The 15,342-nt window shown below is 69.1% G+C and carries 14 protein-coding genes and 1 pseudogene; 8 read left to right on the top strand and 7 right to left on the bottom strand.

Annotated features, from left to right (window positions below; genetic code table 11):
• Position 1 precedes the first annotated feature (1 nt).
• Genes ABD255_RS41670 through ABD255_RS41650 form a run of 5 tightly spaced genes read right to left on the bottom strand, consistent with a single transcriptional unit; the run spans position 2 to position 6,102 of the window.
• Positions 2–871, bottom strand: a complete 870-nt coding sequence (locus tag ABD255_RS41670) for an anchored repeat-type ABC transporter permease subunit (protein WP_344222386.1) — start codon at positions 869–871, stop codon at positions 2–4.
• Positions 868–1,638 (bottom strand): anchored repeat-type ABC transporter ATP-binding subunit, encoded by a 771-nt coding sequence (locus tag ABD255_RS41665; protein ID WP_344222385.1) that lies wholly within the window; start codon positions 1,636–1,638, stop codon positions 868–870. The genes ABD255_RS41670 and ABD255_RS41665 overlap by 4 nt, the downstream gene beginning before the upstream one ends.
• Positions 1,635–2,486 carry a TIGR03773 family transporter-associated surface protein gene (locus tag ABD255_RS41660; protein ID WP_344222384.1) on the bottom strand — a complete coding sequence of 284 codons (852 nt, stop codon included), beginning with the start codon at positions 2,484–2,486 and terminating at the stop codon, positions 1,635–1,637. The genes ABD255_RS41665 and ABD255_RS41660 overlap by 4 nt, the downstream gene beginning before the upstream one ends.
• Positions 2,483–4,039, bottom strand: coding sequence for an anchored repeat ABC transporter, substrate-binding protein (locus ABD255_RS41655; protein ID WP_344222383.1), 1,557 nt, complete (start codon positions 4,037–4,039; stop codon positions 2,483–2,485). The genes ABD255_RS41660 and ABD255_RS41655 overlap by 4 nt, the downstream gene beginning before the upstream one ends.
• A complete protein-coding gene (locus tag ABD255_RS41650; protein ID WP_344222382.1) occupies positions 4,036–6,102 on the bottom strand; it encodes a choice-of-anchor M domain-containing protein in 2,067 nt (688 codons plus the stop codon). The genes ABD255_RS41655 and ABD255_RS41650 overlap by 4 nt, the downstream gene beginning before the upstream one ends.
• Before the next feature lie 360 nt (positions 6,103–6,462).
• Here ABD255_RS41650 and ABD255_RS41645 point away from each other — a divergent pair, with 360 nt between their 5' ends.
• The 6 genes and pseudogenes from ABD255_RS41645 to ABD255_RS41620 form a co-directional block, all read left to right on the top strand.
• Positions 6,463–7,110 carry a 50S ribosomal protein L25/general stress protein Ctc gene (locus ABD255_RS41645; protein ID WP_344222381.1) on the top strand — a complete coding sequence of 216 codons (648 nt, stop codon included), beginning with the start codon at positions 6,463–6,465 and terminating at the stop codon, positions 7,108–7,110.
• 40 nt (positions 7,111–7,150) lie between these two features.
• Positions 7,151–7,726, top strand: a complete 576-nt coding sequence (gene pth, locus ABD255_RS41640; protein WP_344222380.1) for an aminoacyl-tRNA hydrolase — start codon at positions 7,151–7,153, stop codon at positions 7,724–7,726.
• 13 nt (positions 7,727–7,739) lie between these two features.
• Positions 7,740–11,342: a transcription-repair coupling factor gene (gene mfd, locus ABD255_RS41635; protein WP_344222379.1), complete on the top strand. Its 3,603-nt coding sequence runs from the start codon at positions 7,740–7,742 to the stop codon at positions 11,340–11,342.
• Between the two features lie 23 nt (positions 11,343–11,365).
• Entirely contained in the window at positions 11,366–12,016 is a 651-nt protein-coding gene (locus ABD255_RS41630) for a SurA N-terminal domain-containing protein (RefSeq protein WP_344222378.1), read from the top strand.
• Positions 12,017–12,027: 11 nt separating this feature from the next.
• The gene (locus tag ABD255_RS43985) at positions 12,028–13,041 is read left to right on the top strand and encodes a nucleoside triphosphate pyrophosphohydrolase (RefSeq protein ID WP_425554647.1); all 1,014 of its coding nucleotides are present in this window, start codon (positions 12,028–12,030) and stop codon (positions 13,039–13,041) included.
• Between the two features lie 21 nt (positions 13,042–13,062).
• Positions 13,063–13,512, top strand: a pseudogene (locus ABD255_RS41620) (phosphotransferase); the annotation flags it as partial.
• A 15-nt stretch (positions 13,513–13,527) separates the two neighbouring features.
• On the opposite strand, the gene ABD255_RS41615 reads toward ABD255_RS41620, so the two are convergent.
• Together ABD255_RS41615 and ABD255_RS41610 are read right to left on the bottom strand one after the other, a co-directional pair.
• A complete protein-coding gene (locus tag ABD255_RS41615; RefSeq protein ID WP_344222377.1) occupies positions 13,528–13,959 on the bottom strand; it encodes a PIN domain-containing protein in 432 nt (143 codons plus the stop codon).
• The gene (locus tag ABD255_RS41610) at positions 13,956–14,189 is read right to left on the bottom strand and encodes a hypothetical protein (RefSeq protein ID WP_344222376.1); all 234 of its coding nucleotides are present in this window, start codon (positions 14,187–14,189) and stop codon (positions 13,956–13,958) included. The genes ABD255_RS41615 and ABD255_RS41610 overlap by 4 nt, the downstream gene beginning before the upstream one ends.
• A 269-nt stretch (positions 14,190–14,458) precedes the next feature.
• Between ABD255_RS41610 and ABD255_RS41605 the strand changes: the two genes are divergently transcribed.
• Together ABD255_RS41605 and ABD255_RS41600 are read left to right on the top strand one after the other, a co-directional pair.
• Positions 14,459–14,758, top strand: a complete 300-nt coding sequence (locus tag ABD255_RS41605) for a hypothetical protein (protein WP_344222375.1) — start codon at positions 14,459–14,461, stop codon at positions 14,756–14,758.
• Positions 14,755–15,294, top strand: a complete 540-nt coding sequence (locus tag ABD255_RS41600; RefSeq protein ID WP_344222374.1) for an RNA 2'-phosphotransferase — start codon at positions 14,755–14,757, stop codon at positions 15,292–15,294. The genes ABD255_RS41605 and ABD255_RS41600 overlap by 4 nt, the downstream gene beginning before the upstream one ends.
• The last annotated feature ends 48 nt before the right edge of the window (positions 15,295–15,342 follow it).

Genomic DNA, 15,342 nt, shown 5'->3' with positions numbered 1-15,342 from the left:
ACTACGGTCGGACGGGAACCACAGCCGCTGCAGCTGCGCTGCCGCGGTGCCTGAGGAGGCCGTGCCGGGGCGCGAACACCCAGCAGGCGAGGAACACGGCGGTCGCCGTGAGCACGATCAGCCCGCCGGCGGCGAGGTTGAGCGCGTAGGAGAGGTAGAGGCCCACCAGTCCGGAGAAGGCGCCGATCAGCGGCGCGATCAGCATCATCCGGCCGATCCGGTCGGTCAGCAGCCGGGCACAGGCGGCCGGGGTGATCAGCAGTGCCAGCACGAGGATGTTGCCGACGGCCTGGATCGAGATGACGATCGCGATCGTCACCATCGCGTAGAGGGCCATGTCCAGCCAGAAGATCGGCAGCCCGACCGAGCGGGCCGTCTCGCGGTCCAGCCCGACGGTGACGAACTCCTTGTGCAGCGCGCCGGTGATCAGCAACAGGAACCCACCGGCGACCGCGACGGTGATCACGTCGCCGCTGCTGATGCCGAGCACCGAGCCGAACAGGAACGACTCCAGCGAACCGCCGTACCCCGGTGCGGTGCTCATCACCACGATGCCGAGGCCGAACGCGCCGGCGAAGAAGACCCCGATCACGGTGTCCTCCTTGAGCCGGCGGTTCTGCGAGACGATCGCCACCGCGAACGCGGTGATCAGACCCGCGACGATGCCGCCGACAACCAGGCTGGTCTGCAGGACGAACGCGATCGCGATCCCGGGGAAGACCGCGTGCGCCACGGCGTCGCCGATGAAGGCCATCCCGCGCAGGGCGACGTGGCTGCCGATCACCCCGCAGACGACGCCGGACATCAGCACGACCAGGAACGCCCGCTGCATGAACACGTGCTGCCACGGCTCGGTGAGGAACTCGATCATCTGCTCACCCCGAGGCTGTGCAGCAGTTGCTCGGACCGGGCGACGCCGAAGGCTCGCAGCCAGACCGCGGGATCTCTGAGTTCGTCCGGCGGCCCGTCGGCGACGACCGTCTCGTTCAGCAGACAGAGCCGGCTGCAGGTGTCCGCCGCGGCCGGGAGGTCGTGCGTGGTCATCAGGATCGCGGTGCCTTCGCTGGTCAGCTCCCGGAACAGCCGGGTGAGGATCTCCTGCGTCGGCACGTCGAGCCCGGTGAACGGTTCGTCGAGCAGGAGCAGGCTGGGCTTGAGTGCCAGGGCGCGGGCGACGAGGACGCGCTGCCGCTGACCGCCGGAGAGTTCGCCGATCGGCCTGCGCTGGAGGTCGGTCAGATCCACCCGTTGCAGGGCTTCGTCCACAGCCGCCCGATCGTCAGCCCCTGGCCGACGGAGCCAGCCGATCCGGTGGGTCCGGCCGGTCATTGCCGCAGTACGGACGTCGACCGGGTAGTCCCAGACGAACTCATGCCGCTGCGGCACGTACCCGATACTGCCTCGCGCCTCGGCGGGAGTTCTGCCGCCGATCGCGATCACGCCATCACGGATCGGCAGCAGGCCGAGGAGCGACCGCAGCAGAGTGGTCTTCCCGGCGCCGTTCGGCCCGATCAACCCAACCTGCTCGCCCGCGGACACCCGCAAATCCGCGTCATGGAGCACAAGCCGCCCACCAAGCTCCACGGAAGCGCCGTCAACTTGCAGGACACTCGCCGCTGCCTCCTGTACGCCGCTCATGCCTGAGCCGCCTTGCGGCGGCGGAGAAGGAGGAAACCGGCGCCGAGGGCTGCGAGCGCAGCTCCGCTGCCGATCCAGACCACCGGTCCTGCTGAGCCGGTCCCGCCTGCTGAGCCGGTCCCGCCTGCCGAGCCGGTCCCGTCGGCGGCTTGCCCCGGGGACTCCGCCGTGCCGGCACCAGTCGTCTTCGGCTGAACGGAGAAGGCTGCGCGCGGGTCGCGCTGGCCGGCGTACAGGCGGAGGGTTTGGCGGTCTGTGGCTGTGGTGCCGTCGGTGAGTTTGGCGGTCATCGAGATGTCGAGCAGGTAGGTGCCCTCGGTCTCGAAGGTCCAGTTGCCGTGCACGTGGGTGTTGACGTCGATGCCGGTCTCCTGCGGAAACGGCTTGCGGCTGTCGAAGACGGGCGCGGGCTTCCCGAAGTCCGAGTTCAGGAACAGCGTGAACGCCCCAGGCCCGTCGACGCCGTTCAGCGACCACATCACCTCGCGGTCGACCTTCGTCGCCACCTCGGTGTCCTGGGTGTTCCAGCCCGGCCAGACCACCCCGGCCTTCTGCACCTGCGGAATCACCCAGACCTTCTGCCCGGCCTTGCCCAGGAACGTGTACGCAGGATCAGCCGGTACTGCGACCTGCGCCTGATCCGTCGCCTGGACCACCACGTTCTCCAACGGCCGCCAGACAACGGGATCAACCCGGTCGTCGCGCAACTGGATCGTCCATTTGCCGTCGACGAACCGCGGACCCAGATCGACATGCCCGTCAGCGATCACCACCTGCTCGGTGGGCGGCGCCTCGACCACTGCTCCCGGCAGCGAAAGCGGCATCAGCAGAGCCAGTAGAAGCTTCATTTGGCCTCGCCCAGACAGAGCAGCAGTTCATCGGCGTTGTGCCGCATCATCGCGACGTAGGACCGGGCCTTGTCGTCGAACGAGTCGCCGTAGATCGAGCAGACCCGGACCTTCTGGTCGTGGGCGACCTGGGTGAGCACGGAGGCGCGCTGGGCCAGGTTCGGTTCGATGAAGACCGCTGGGACCTTCAGGTTGCGGATGGTCTCGGACAGCTTGCGGACCTGCTCGACGCTCGGTTCCTGCGCCGGATTCGGGACGACGAAACCCGCGACGGTCATCCCGTACGCCTCGGCCAGGTAGCCGAAGGCGTCGTGGGTGGTGATCATCTGCCGGCGGTCGCGCGGGATCAGGGCCAGCTTCGAGCGCACGTACTCGTCCAGTTGGTCGAGCTCGCGCAGATAGCCGGCGGTGTTGTCCTGATAGGTCTGCTTGCCGTCGGGATCCGCGGTGATCAAGGTGTCCCGCATCAGCTGCACGTACGCCTTCGCGTTCGCGACGTCCTCCCACAGGTGCGGGTCGATCTCGCCGTGCACGTGCTTGCCGAGCACGGCCTGCGGAAGTTGGTGGACCTGCGAACCCGCCGAGCCGAGGAACGCGAACCGTGGATCGTCGGGCACCGTTTCGAGCGCCCGGTTCGGTACGTCGATGACGACCTTGCCGGCCGGTACTGCGGATTGTGCCGCACCGACCTGCTGCGCGTCGGAGTACGCGAAGACCTGTCCGCTGTCGAGGTCGACCGTCAGGTCCGTGTGGCCGTCACCCAGCACTGTGGCGGTGCCGCCGTCGGCTGGTTTGACGTTCCGCGGCTCCACGCCGACCGCGAACGTGAAGGTGCCCTTGCCGAGTGGTTGGAGTGGTTTGCCGCCGCCGTGGTCGAGCTTGCCTTCCAGGGTGAGGTGGTAGACGCCTGGCTTGGTGAAGGCCCAGTTCAGGTGTGTGTGGGCGGCCGGGGGGAGCGTCGTACTGTCGTCGGCGTTCAGGCCGTCCGTGGAGTCGAAGTACCGGTCAGGCTGGCCGAGTGACTCGGTCAGGTAGGCGACCAGTTGGCCTGGGCCGTCGACCTTGGTCGCGGTCAGTTGGACGGAGGATGTCCTGGTCGCGCCACGTGCTTTCCCGGATCCTCGTACTCGGAGCCCCAGCCAGAGGACGTCGAGCCCGATGTCCTCGACCAGTGGGATGACGTTCGCGCCGTACGACTCGGCCGCCTCGGCCAACGACACGTTCGGAGCGTCCTTGGCCGCGTTGGCGTCGATCGTCTTGATCAGCGCCTGGGGCTCCAGCAACAGGTGGTTCGTGAAGGTCACCTCGGCCTTGGCCACTCGCTTCGCATCCGCCGGCGTCGGCTCGTACGAATGCGGATCCCCACCGGCCGGGACCAGGGAGGAGGCTTCCACTCGGTCCCCGCCGACTTGCTTGACCAAGTCAGCCAGAATCTCGGTGGTAGCGACCACTCGAACCTTCCCGTCACCTGCCGCCGCGCCGCCAGAACACCCAGCCGCAGCCAGTACCACGAATGCGACGCCTGCGGCCGCCAGCCGCTTCCCGCGTCTCATGCGTCCCTCCGGCGGCGAGTAGCAACCAGCGCCACGACTCCGAGGACCAGAAGCACAGCACCCGCTCCGATCCAGCCCGCGCCGATTTCGCCGCCCGTGCTCGCCAACTTGCAGTTGGCTTGGCCTGCCGCGTTTGCAGGCGCTGTAGGCGTGGGGCTGGGGGTGCCGCCCGTTCCAGCACCTCCGGCGTCGCCGGACCCCGTGTCTCCGGCGTCGCCGGATCCCGTGCCTCCGGCGTCGCCGGCCGCGGTGCCTCCAGTTGCCGCGCCTCCGGCGCCTCCGCCCGAGGCCGGGTCGCCTACTGCGAAGGTGAGGGTGGCGGTGTCCGAGTTACTGCCGGCTGTGTGGGTGAAGGTGACTTTGTAGGTGCCTGGTTTGGTGAAGGACCAGTTGCCGTGGGCGTGGGTGCCGGTCGGGATGCGGTAGGAGTCGGGCAGACCGTCGGCGCTGTTGAAGATGATCTTTGGTTGACCGAAGGAGTCGAACTCGAAGATCGCCAGCCGGCCGGGGCCTTCGACCCGGTCCAGGCGCCAGTCGACGCCGCCGGAGATCTGGGTGGAGGCGAGTTCCTCGGTGTTCCAGCCGAGCCAGACGACGCCGTCCTTCTGCGTTTGTGGGATCTGCCAAAGCGGCGAACCAGCAGGACCGAGGAAGGCGAACGCACCACCGGGAGCCTTGGCGGCGGCCGCGGAGGTCAGCCGGATCGTCACCTGCGACGGATCGCGCCACACCGGAGCACCGGACTTGGTGCCGTCCTTCAGGCGTGAGGTGAGCTTCCCGCCTTCGAGCCGTACCGCGTAGTCGGCGTGCCCGTTCGTCAGCGTCACCCCGGCGGGGTCGTTGCCACCTGGGCTGGTCGGTCCGGTCGTCGGGTTGGAGCCCGGCGAGGTGGGGGTGGAGCCGGGCGCCGACGTGGTGCCGGCGGTGCCGGGCGCAGAGGCGGTGCCGGTCGACGAGGTCGTCACACACGGCGGAAGCTTCACCCCGTCACCCGAGCCCGAGCCGTTACCCGAGCCCGAGCCGTTACCCGAGCCGGAGCCGTTACCCGAGCCGGAGCCCGAGCCGTTCCCGTTCCCGTTCCCGTTCCCGTTGGTGGGTTGGGTGGACGAAGTACTGCTCGGCAGGGGAGTGGAGGGGCGGGTCGCCGGAGGGCTGGTCGGCTGACCTGTGGGCGGCGCAGTCGGCGTCGTCGGTGTGGTTGTGGGCGGGCTGGTCGGCGGAGAGGTGGGTGGCGTCGTCGGGGAAGTCGTGGGTGTGGTTGTGGGTGGCGTCGTCGGCGGTGTGGTGGGAGGACTTGTGGGTGGGGTGGTCGGCGGTGTCGTGGGTGGGGTGGTCGGGGGAGTGGTGGGCGGTGTCGTCGGGGGCGTGGTCGGAGGCTCGTACGGACCGACGACGAACGTGTAGACCACCGGTCCCGAGCTCACCGCCGCTCCAGCGGCCGTTGTCGCCGTTGCCTGGAAGGTCAGCTTGTACGTGCCGAGCTGCGAGAACGCCCAGTTCGCGTGCACGTGCCGCCCGACCGCCTGACGCACTGTCCGGATCGCCGGATCAGCGCCACTGAACAACCGCTGCGCGACACCCGTGAACTCGTCGTAGTTGAAGAACACCTCGAAGTTCCCCGGGCCCTCGCTCGACAGCAGCGTGAGGTCCACGGCATCGCCCTGCAGCGCGCCAAAGGGAATCGTCTCCGTATCCCACCCCGGCCAGATCAGCTCCTGATCCTGTGACTCCGGAGCGATCCAGACCGGATCCCCAGGCCTGCCGAGAAACGCGAAGGCCGGCAGGTCGGGCAACTCGACCCGGGCCGAGCCTTTGTCCTCGAGGTTGAAGATCAGCCCGGCCGGATCCGCCTCGCGGAAGTCGCCGAGGCCGATCCGGGTGGTGAGCCGCAGCGCCGACCCGTCGTACGTGCTGTGCAGGGCGTCGGTGTGGACAGCCCGCAACACCTCCGGCGACTCGGCGGGTACGGCGGACGAGCGGAGTACGGGCAACAGAAGCAGCAGTGGAAGCGCGAGCAGAAAGACGAGCAGGGCATGACGAAGTCGTTGGTGAGCGGCGGTCACCGGAGTCCCCCAGGGTTCGAACGGGCAGCGTTGAGGGCATCGACTCTAACTGACTTGACAACCATTTTCAGTAAGCTCGAACGAAACTGCGCCGGACGACGGCCGAAAGTCGTCACCGGACCACGGTGAACAATTCACCCCCAGGACGGATTTCCTGTCTGGGCGAAGTGGTGGGTAGACTGTTTTGGTTGCCTCGGCGAGGGACGCCCCCCGGATGAAGTCTTGACGGGTCGCGGCTCCGTGATCGACGCGGTGGTTCGTTGCCTGACGCCTTTCCCGGGAGTCAAGACGTGCCCGCTGAGGCCAAGCAGCATCACCACTGACAACACATCACCGCAACGCACTTGAGGAGTTCATCTCGTGGCCGAGGTCAAGATCCACGCCGAGTCGCGCACGGAGTTCGGCAAGGGTGCTGCCCGCCGTATCCGCCGCGACCACAAGGTGCCCGCCGTTCTGTACGGCCACGGCACGGACCCGGTGCACATCACGCTGCCCGGTCACGACACCATGCTGGCGCTGAAGACCGCCAACGCGCTGCTGCTGATCGAGGTCGAGGGCTCGGAGAGCCTGCTGGCGCTGCCGAAGCAGGTCCAGCGCGACCCGATCAAGAACACCATCGAGCACGTCGACCTGGTCATCGTGAAGCGCGGTGAGAAGGTGCAGGTCGACATCGCCGTGCACCTCGAGGGCGACGCGGTCAGCGAGACCCTGGTCGTGCTCGAGCACCCGACCGTCCTGGTCGAGGCCGAGGCCACCCACATCCCGGACGGCGTCACCGTCTCCGTCGAGGGCCTGGATGCCGGTGCGCAGATCCACGCCTCCGACCTGAAGCTCCCGGCCGGTACGACGCTGGCCATCGAGCCGGACACGCTGATCGTCAACGTGACCGCGGCCCAGACCGCCGAGCAGGCCGACGCGGAGATGGCCGAGGCCGAGGCCGAGGCCGGCATCGAGCGGGACGAGCCGGAGGTCGCCTCGAACGAGACGGTCGCCGCCGCCGCCGAGTAGGCAGCCGATCACCACAGCTTCAACAGGAGGGCCGGGATTCGTGGCGGACGACGTGTGGTTGGTCGTCGGGCTGGGGAATCCCGGTCCTTCCTATGCCAAGACCCGGCACAACGTGGGGCAGATGGTCGCCGACGAACTGGGCGCCCGGGTCGGCGGCGGCTGGAAGCAGCACAAGCAGGCCAAGGCCGAGGTGGTGGAGACCCGGATCAGCGGGATCCGGACGATCCTGGCCAAGCCCCGCTCGTACATGAACGAGTCCGGCGGCCCGGTCTCCGGCCTGCTGAAGTTCTTCAAGGTCGAGCCCGCGAGCCTGGTCGTCATCCACGACGAACTGGACATCGACTTCGGCGTCCTGCGGGCCAAGTTCGGCGGCGGCGACAACGGCCACAACGGGCTCAAGTCGATCCGCAAGTCGCTTGGCGGCGGTGACTACTATCGGATCCGGTTCGGGGTCGGGCGTCCGCCCGGCCGGCAGAGCCCGGCCGACTTCGTCCTGAACGAGTTCTCCTCGACCGAACGCAAGGATCTCCCGTTCGCTGTCGATCGGACCGCGGACGCAGTCGAGTCCCTGCTCACCGACGGCCTCGAAGTAACCCAAGGGAAGTACAACTCGTGATGCTGGACAACTCGTGAAACTGGCCGGTCTGGTCGACACCCTCATCACCGATCCGGTGGTGGCCGAGGCCGTTCGGGACGCCCGGACGGACGGCGTCACGACGCTTGACCTGAGCGCTCCCGGGCCGGTCCGCCCGGTGCTGATGGCTGCCCTGGCGGCGGCCCGCGGCGCGGATCGCCCGGTGCTGGCGGTGACCGCGACCTTCCGCGAGGCCGAGGAGTTGACCGAGGCGCTGCAGTGCCTGGTCGAGCCCGGCACGGTCGCCTACTACCCCGCCTGGGAGACGCTGCCGCACGAGCGGTTGTCGCCGCGGTCGGACACGGTCGGCCGCCGGCTCGCCGTACTGCGTCGGCTGGCGCACCCGGATCCGTCGGACGAGACGACCGGGCCGATCAAGATCCTGGTGGCCCCGGTTCGTTCGGTGCTGCAGCCGCAGGTGGCGGGGCTCGCCGACCTGCGCCCGGTCCAGTTGCACGTGGGCGACTCGATGGAGCTCGAGGACGTCGTCGAGCGGCTCGCCGGCGCGGCGTACCACCGGGTGGACCTGGTCGAGCGGCGCGGCGAGTTCGCCGTCCGCGGCGGGATCATCGACGTCTTCCCCCCGACCGAGGAGCACCCGCTGCGGGTGGACTTCTTCGGCGACGACGTGGAGGAGATCCGGTACTTCGCCGTCGCCGACCAGCGGTCGCTCGAGATCGCCGAACACGGGCTGTGGGCGCCTCCGTGCCGTGAGTTGCTGCTGACCGACGAGGTGCGGCAGCGGGCCGCAGTACTGGCCAAGGAGCACCCGGAACTGGCCGAGTTGTTCGAGAAGCTCGCCGAGGGGCACGCGGTCGAGGGGATGGAGTCACTCGCGCCCGTCCTCGTCGACCACATGGAACTGCTGGTCGACCTGATGCCGGCCGGAACGCACGTGGTGGTCTCCGACCCCGAGCGGGTCCGGGCCCGGGCGCACGACCTGGTCGCCACCAGCCAGGAGTTCCTGGAGGCGTCGTGGGCTGCCGCCGCCGGTGGCGGCGACGCCCCGATCGACCTCGGCGCAGCGGCGTACATGTCGCTCGCGGACGTCCGAGCGCATGCCCTGGGCAAGGGCCTCGCCTGGTGGAGCATGTCGCCGTTCGCTGCCGCCCCGACGGACGCGCCGGAGCTGCGCGACTCGATGGGCGAGCGGATCTCCCTGGACATCGACACCGACGCCGGGGCCGTCCGCAGCCGCGCGGTCGCCGCCCACGAGGTCGACCCGTACCGCGGCGAGACCGCCGCTGCCGTCGAGGACGTGCGCGGCTGGCTCCGTGACGGCTGGCGCGTCGTCTGCGTCACCGAGGGACACGGCCCGGCCCAGCGGCTGGCCGAGGTGTTCTCCGAGGCCGAGCTGCCCGCCCGCACGGTGGAGAGCATCGACGAGATCCCCGCCATCGGCGTCGTGCAGATCTCGCAGGGCCAGCTCGACCGCGGTTTCATTGCCGAGGGCATCAAGTTCGCGGTGCTCACCGAGAACGACCTGGCCGGTCAGCGGTCGGCGGCCGAACGGCGTTCGCAGCAACGGATGCCGAGCCGCCGGAAGAAGACGGTGGACCCGCTGGAGCTGGCTCCGGGCGACTACGTCGTGCACGAGCAGCACGGCGTCGGCCGGTACGTCGAGATGATGCAGCGCACCGTCGGCTCCGGCGCCCAGAAGGCCACCCGCGAGTACATCGTGATCGAGTTCGCGCCGAGCAAGCGCGGCCAGCCGGGCGACCGGCTGTACGTGCCGACCGACCAGCTCGACCAGGTCACCCGGTACGTCGGCGGCGAGCAGCCCTCGCTGGACAAGATGGGCGGCGGGGACTGGGCCAAGCGCAAGGGCCGCGCCCGCAAGGCGGTCCGCCAGATCGCCGGCGAACTGATCAAGCTGTACGCCGCGCGGCAGGCGACCAAGGGCCACGCGTTCGCCAAGGACACCCCCTGGCAGCGTGAGCTGGAGGACGCGTTCCCGTTCGTGGAGACGCCGGACCAGTTGGCCACCATCGACGACGTGAAGCACGACATGGAACGCATCACCCCGATGGACCGGATCGTCTGCGGTGACGTGGGCTACGGGAAGACGGAGATCGCGGTCCGGGCGGCGTTCAAGGCGGTGCAGGACGGCAAGCAGGTCGCCGTACTGGTTCCGACCACGCTGCTGGTCCAGCAGCACTACGCGACGTTCGCCGAGCGCTACGCGGCGTTCCCGGTGAACGTGGCACCGCTGTCGCGGTTCCAGACCGACAAAGAGTCCAAGGGCACCATGGACGGCCTGGCCGACGGCACGGTCGACGTGGTGATCGGGACGCACCGGCTGCTCGGCGGCGAGGTCCAGTTCAAGGACCTCGGCCTGGTCGTGGTCGACGAGGAGCAGCGCTTCGGGGTCGAGCACAAGGAGCAGTTGAAGCAGTTGCGGACGGCGGTCGACGTACTGACGATGTCCGCGACGCCGATCCCGCGCACCCTGGAGATGTCGATCACCGGCATCCGGGAGATGTCCACGATCGCGACCCCGCCGGAGGAGCGGCACCCGGTGCTGACCTTCGTCGGCGCCTACGAGGAGGGCCAGGTGACCGCCGCGATCCGGCGCGAGCTGCTCCGCGAGGGCCAGGTCTTCTTCGTCCACAACCGGGTGAACACGATCGAGAAGGCGGCCGCCCGGATCCGCCAGCTCGTCCCGGAGGCCCGGGTGAGCGTCGCGCACGGGCAGATGCCGGAGCACCAGCTGGAGCAGGTGATCCAGGGCTTCTGGGAGAAGCAGTCCGACGTCATCGTCTGTACGACGATCGTCGAGTCCGGCATCGACATCTCGAACGCGAACACGCTGATCGTCGAGCGCTCCGACCTGCTCGGCCTGTCCCAGCTGCACCAGTTGCGGGGCCGGGTCGGCCGCGGCCGCGAGCGGGCGTACGCGTACTTCTTCTTCCCGCCGGAGAAGCCGCTGACCGAGACCGCGCACGACCGGCTGGCCACGATCGCGCAGCACGCCGACCTCGGCGCCGGCATGCAGGTGGCGATGAAGGACCTGGAGATCCGCGGCGCCGGCAACCTGCTCGGCGGCGAGCAGTCGGGCCACATCGCCGACGTCGGCTTCGACCTGTACGTCCGGCTGGTCGGCGAGGCCGTCGCGGAGTACCGCGGCGACACCCAGGCCGAGGAGCCCGAGGTCAAGATCGAGCTGCCGATCGACGCGCACCTCCCGCACGACTACGTGCCCTCGCAGCGGCTCCGGCTGGAGATGTACCAGCGGCTGGCCGCGGTGCGGGACGAGGCCGCGATCGCGGAACTGGTCGAGGAACTGCACGACCGGTACGGCGACATCCCGCAGCCGGTGCTGAACCTGATCGAGGTCGCGACGTTCCGCAACCATGCCCGTCAGGCCGGTCTCCACGACGTCACCCTGCAGGGCAATCTGATCCGGTTCGGCCCGGTCGAACTGCCCGACTCGAAGGTGCTGCGGCTGAACAGGCTGTACCCGAAGAGTCTGGTCAAGGCGCAACTGCGTACGATCCTGGTGCCGAGACCTGCCACCCGGCCGGTCGCCGGCCAGCCGCTCCGCGACCAGGAGTTGCTGCAATGGTGTACCAGACTGATCGACGACGTGATCAAGTGAGTTTTCAGCTGAAGGAGATTTCGGTGAGCACATCGCGACGGCTTCAGGCGGCCGGCGTAGCGCTGGCTTCGGTGCTGCTGCTCGGTGGCTGCGCGGCGGGCACGCACCCGGGTGCGGCGGCCAAGGTCGGCAACACCGAGATCACGGTCGGTGACCTGGAAAAGACCTCCGACGCGATCAGCGGCATCGTCAAGCAGCCGGTGCCGCCGAGCCAGGTGCTGAGCGAACTGGTCCGCAGCGCGCTGGCCGGCCAGGTCATCGCCGATCGCTCGATCACCATCTCCGAGGCGGAGATCGCCGGGGCGACGAAGGTCCTGGTCGACCCGCAGGCCTACAACCAGTGGGTGGCGAACCCGGCCAGCAACGAGTTCCTCCGGGACGCGGCGACCGCGCTCGTCGGCCAGGTCAAGCTCGGCGGCGGCACGGATCTGTCCGACCCGCAGTGGCAGGCCAAGGGCACGGCGGGCGCCGCGGTGCTCCAGGAGGCCAGCGAGAAGATCAAGATCGACGTCTCGCCGCGCTACGGCAAGTGGACCGGCAAGGAGCTCGACCCCAAGGTCTCCGGCTCGCTGTCGATCCTGTCCGAGCAGACCGAGGCGAGCCAGAAGACCGCCCAGCCGCAGCAGCCGGGCCAGGAGGGCGAGCAGCCCCAGCCTGAGCAGCCGCAGGGCTGATCGTCACGGCTGTGACATCGACAGGCTGGATCAAGGTCGTCCTGACCAGTCCGCGGGTGGCGCCCGGGTTGCTGACCCGGGCCGCCTGGCAAGACTTCTCCGACGCGTCCGCGATCGGTGCTTCCGCCGGTCCTGAGCGCCCGGACGTGCAGGCGCTGATCGGCTCCGGGCTCGTCGTGCAGCAGATCCTCGGCGACGTCGGCGAGCAGTGGTCCTGGCTGACCACCGCCGCCGCCTCGGGCGGACGGGTCGCCTGGCTGGTCGGCGAGGACGGTGAACCCGCTCTGCTGCGCGTGATCGCGGACGAGCTCACCCGCGAGCCGCGCCCGGAGTACGAGGTCGAGATCGTGCACGGCTCGTACGACGTACCGGGGGCGCGGCTGATCGACCTGGTCCGGGTGATGGACCGGCTCCGCCGGAACTGCCCGTGGGACCAGGAGCAGACGCACGAGAGCCTGGCGAAGTACCTGCTCGAGGAGACCTACGAGACGCTCGAGGCGATCGACACGGGCGACTACGAGCACCTCCGCGAGGAGCTCGGTGATCTGTTGCTGCAGGTCGCGTTCCACTCCCGGATCGCCGAGGAGACGGCCGAAGAGGGCTTCTCGATCGACGACGTCGCCGGCGGCATCGTCGAGAAACTGGTCCGCCGCCACCCGCACGTCTTCGCCGACGTCGCCGTCGACGGCGTCGCCGCGGTCGAAGCCAACTGGGAGACCATCAAGGCCGCCGAGAAGCAGCGCACCTCAGTCCTGGAGGGCATCCCGCTGGCCCTCCCGGCCCTGGCCCTGGCCGACAAGGTCCTGGGCCGAGCCGCCAAGATCCTCCCACCGGCCGACGCCGCGGCGTCCGCCGTCCCGGCGACGGCCGCCCCCACCCCGACCTCCGACGATGCTCGCATCGGAGATGCGCTGCTTGAGCTTGTCCGTCAGGCTCGTGCTGTTGGCGTCGATCCCGAGCAAGCGCTCCGTACGGCGACCCACCGCCTCGCCGACCAGGTCCGCGAGGCCGAGTCCGGCGCCTAGACAACCCTTCGCCACGAACCGGCTACTGCTGACAGGCTGACGGACGTGGAGCTCACGGAGATCCGGCCGGCCGTCGAGGACGCGCTGGACGGAGTACGGGCGGTGGCGGCGCGGCAGGAATTGGCGTGGGCAGGGCTGCACGGTGATCCCGCACCTGAGGCCTTCCTCCGCCAAGCCTCCGGTGAGGTCGCGCTGATCGACTGGGGTGGCTGGATGGTCGGCCCTGAGCTCTACGACCTCGCCTCCGCCGTCATGTACGTCGGCGAGGAACAGCACGTGGTCGGCGCCTACCTCACCGAACGCCCCGACCTGCCGGTCGAAAGCCTCCCCGCCTTCCTCACCTTCCGGTACGCCGTGCAGGCGGCCTACTTCGCGTGGCGCATCGGCACCGACTTCCAGGTCGGTGTCACAGCCGGCAACGACAACCTGAAGGGCCTAGCCGATGCCCGCTGCGGCCTCACCACCGGCTGAGTGCATCCGCAACCATCACAGCTTGTCGGCGGCGACCACTGACACGCGATGCTCGTCCCCAGCCAGTGCGACGAGATCGCCCAGGTCGGAGGTTGCTATGACGATGGGACCGGGTTCACTGAGGGCCGTAGCGACGAGGATTGCGTCCACCGCCTGACCGGACCCCAGGTTCGCGGCGCCGATCAGCTTGCCCGCCTGCTCGCCGATCGCCTGAGTGACGGGCTGGACGACGACACCACGAAGAATCCGGTAGACCCCGGCATCGCGGGCAGTACCGCGCATCGCCTCGGCCAGAATCGCGGCAGAGGTCACAACGCGCCGGCCATCGAGGTACGCGGCCTGCAATCGGATGTACATCGCCCGGTCGGTCGCCGCACGGGACAGTCCCTCGTTGTCCAGGACGAGAGTTCCCTGGGGGTCGGGGCGGGGACGTTTACGGGGGCTCATCGGTCAGGCCATTCGGCGCGCGCCTGCGCCAGTTCGTCCTCGGTGACCGGACCGTGTTCTTCCGCCAGTTCGGCCAGTAAATCCCCCAGTCGGTCGTGCTCGAGTTGCCGGACCAAGGCGTCTGTCACATAGGCGGAAACATTGCCCCGGCCGGCTCGCGCCCGGAGTTCAGCGGCCAGGTCCGAGGGAATGGTGACGCTCATCTTGTCTGTGCGTGCGGGATCGCCCATGGGTTAATCCTACCGCTGGTGGGATCCTTCAACCCGCGCGTTCCGCGAGATCAGCGATCAGGGCAACCTCGGCGGTCTGCCAGTCGGGCGTGTGGATGAGGTCGGCCGGCACCGAACGCTGAGGGCCGAAGAGGTAGCGGTGGGGACCAGCCCGCGCAGGGTCGCGTGGACGTCGGCTTCGTCGTCGACGAAGTGCGTGATGCCGAGTTCCGCGCAGTGGATCGCCTTGTCCGGGCGGCGCAGGCAGAACCGGACGTGGCCCGAAGGGGATGCCGGTCCGGCCGAAGAAGTCGTGGTGGTGCAGCCAGTCGAGTGAGCGGCGCTGGATGCGCGGCCCGCACTGGTCCGTCGCGGTGGAGGCCGAAGGTCGGGTTCTGCTGGTCCGCTTCGTGCGGATGGGCATCGGTCCCGCGGTGGTCAACGGCTTTGTCCGTACTCCGGCCGCGGTGCGGACCGTCCCGGGCAAGGATCTGCCACCGATCCGTTACTACCTGGTCATCCGCCGGAACCGGCCCGCCGACAACCGCCTCGACATGTTGCGGACCCTGCTGACACGCTTCGTGGTGTGAGCCAGGCCAGCAGGAAGTTGTCCCGACTGCTCCGCCACACGGCGGGCGAGCGCGGACTCGCGATGACCCCGGACGGCTGGGCCGCGATCGCCGACGTCTGCGCCCTCCTCCAGATGGACCGTACTGCGCTCGCCGCCGCCGTCGAGCAGAACGACAAGGCGCGACTGCAGGTCGACGGCGACCGGATTCGCGCCTGCCAGGGCCATTCCGCCGCCGGAATGCCTGTCACCTGTGAAGCTTTGGAGAACAGTTGGCGACGGGTGACACCGCAGGAATTGCTCTGGCACGGCACGAACACGGCGGCCCTGGACGCGATCACCCGCGAGGGGTTGCGGCCGGGACGGCGTACGCATGTGCACCTGGCGCCGTCCCGGAACAGCCATGTGGGCAGGCGATCCGCCGTCGACGTCCTGCTCGGCATCGACCCGGTCAAGCTCGGCCGGCCGGTTTTCGAAGCTCCCAACGGGGTTCTGCTGGTCCGCTCGGTGCCGCCGGAAGCGATCTGCCGGGTGGAAAAGGCGGACGCGGTCCACTGACCCGGCTGGTCTGGCCGTTATTGTCGGCACTGACAACGAGGTGTGAAC

Source organism: Kribbella sancticallisti (assembly GCF_039530625.1).
In the GTDB taxonomy this organism is placed as follows: Bacteria; Actinomycetota; Actinomycetes; order Propionibacteriales; family Kribbellaceae; genus Kribbella; species Kribbella sancticallisti.
This window is presented reverse-complemented; position numbering and strand designations above follow the sequence as displayed.

Excerpts from the sequence above, each read along its gene's own strand:
- ABD255_RS41610 (WP_344222376.1), bottom strand. The coding sequence starts at position 14,189 with ATGGGCGATCCCGCACGCACAGACAAGATGAGCGTCACCATTCCCTCG.
- ABD255_RS41605 (WP_344222375.1), top strand. The coding sequence starts at position 14,459 with ATGCCGGTCCGGCCGAAGAAGTCGTGGTGGTGCAGCCAGTCGAGTGAG.
- ABD255_RS41660 (WP_344222384.1), bottom strand. The coding sequence starts at position 2,486 with ATGAAGCTTCTACTGGCTCTGCTGATGCCGCTTTCGCTGCCGGGAGCA.
- ABD255_RS41670 (WP_344222386.1), bottom strand. The coding sequence starts at position 871 with ATGATCGAGTTCCTCACCGAGCCGTGGCAGCACGTGTTCATGCAGCGG.
- ABD255_RS41615 (WP_344222377.1), bottom strand. The coding sequence starts at position 13,959 with ATGAGCCCCCGTAAACGTCCCCGCCCCGACCCCCAGGGAACTCTCGTC.
- ABD255_RS41665 (WP_344222385.1), bottom strand. The coding sequence starts at position 1,638 with ATGAGCGGCGTACAGGAGGCAGCGGCGAGTGTCCTGCAAGTTGACGGC.
- ABD255_RS41655 (WP_344222383.1), bottom strand. The coding sequence starts at position 4,039 with ATGAGACGCGGGAAGCGGCTGGCGGCCGCAGGCGTCGCATTCGTGGTA.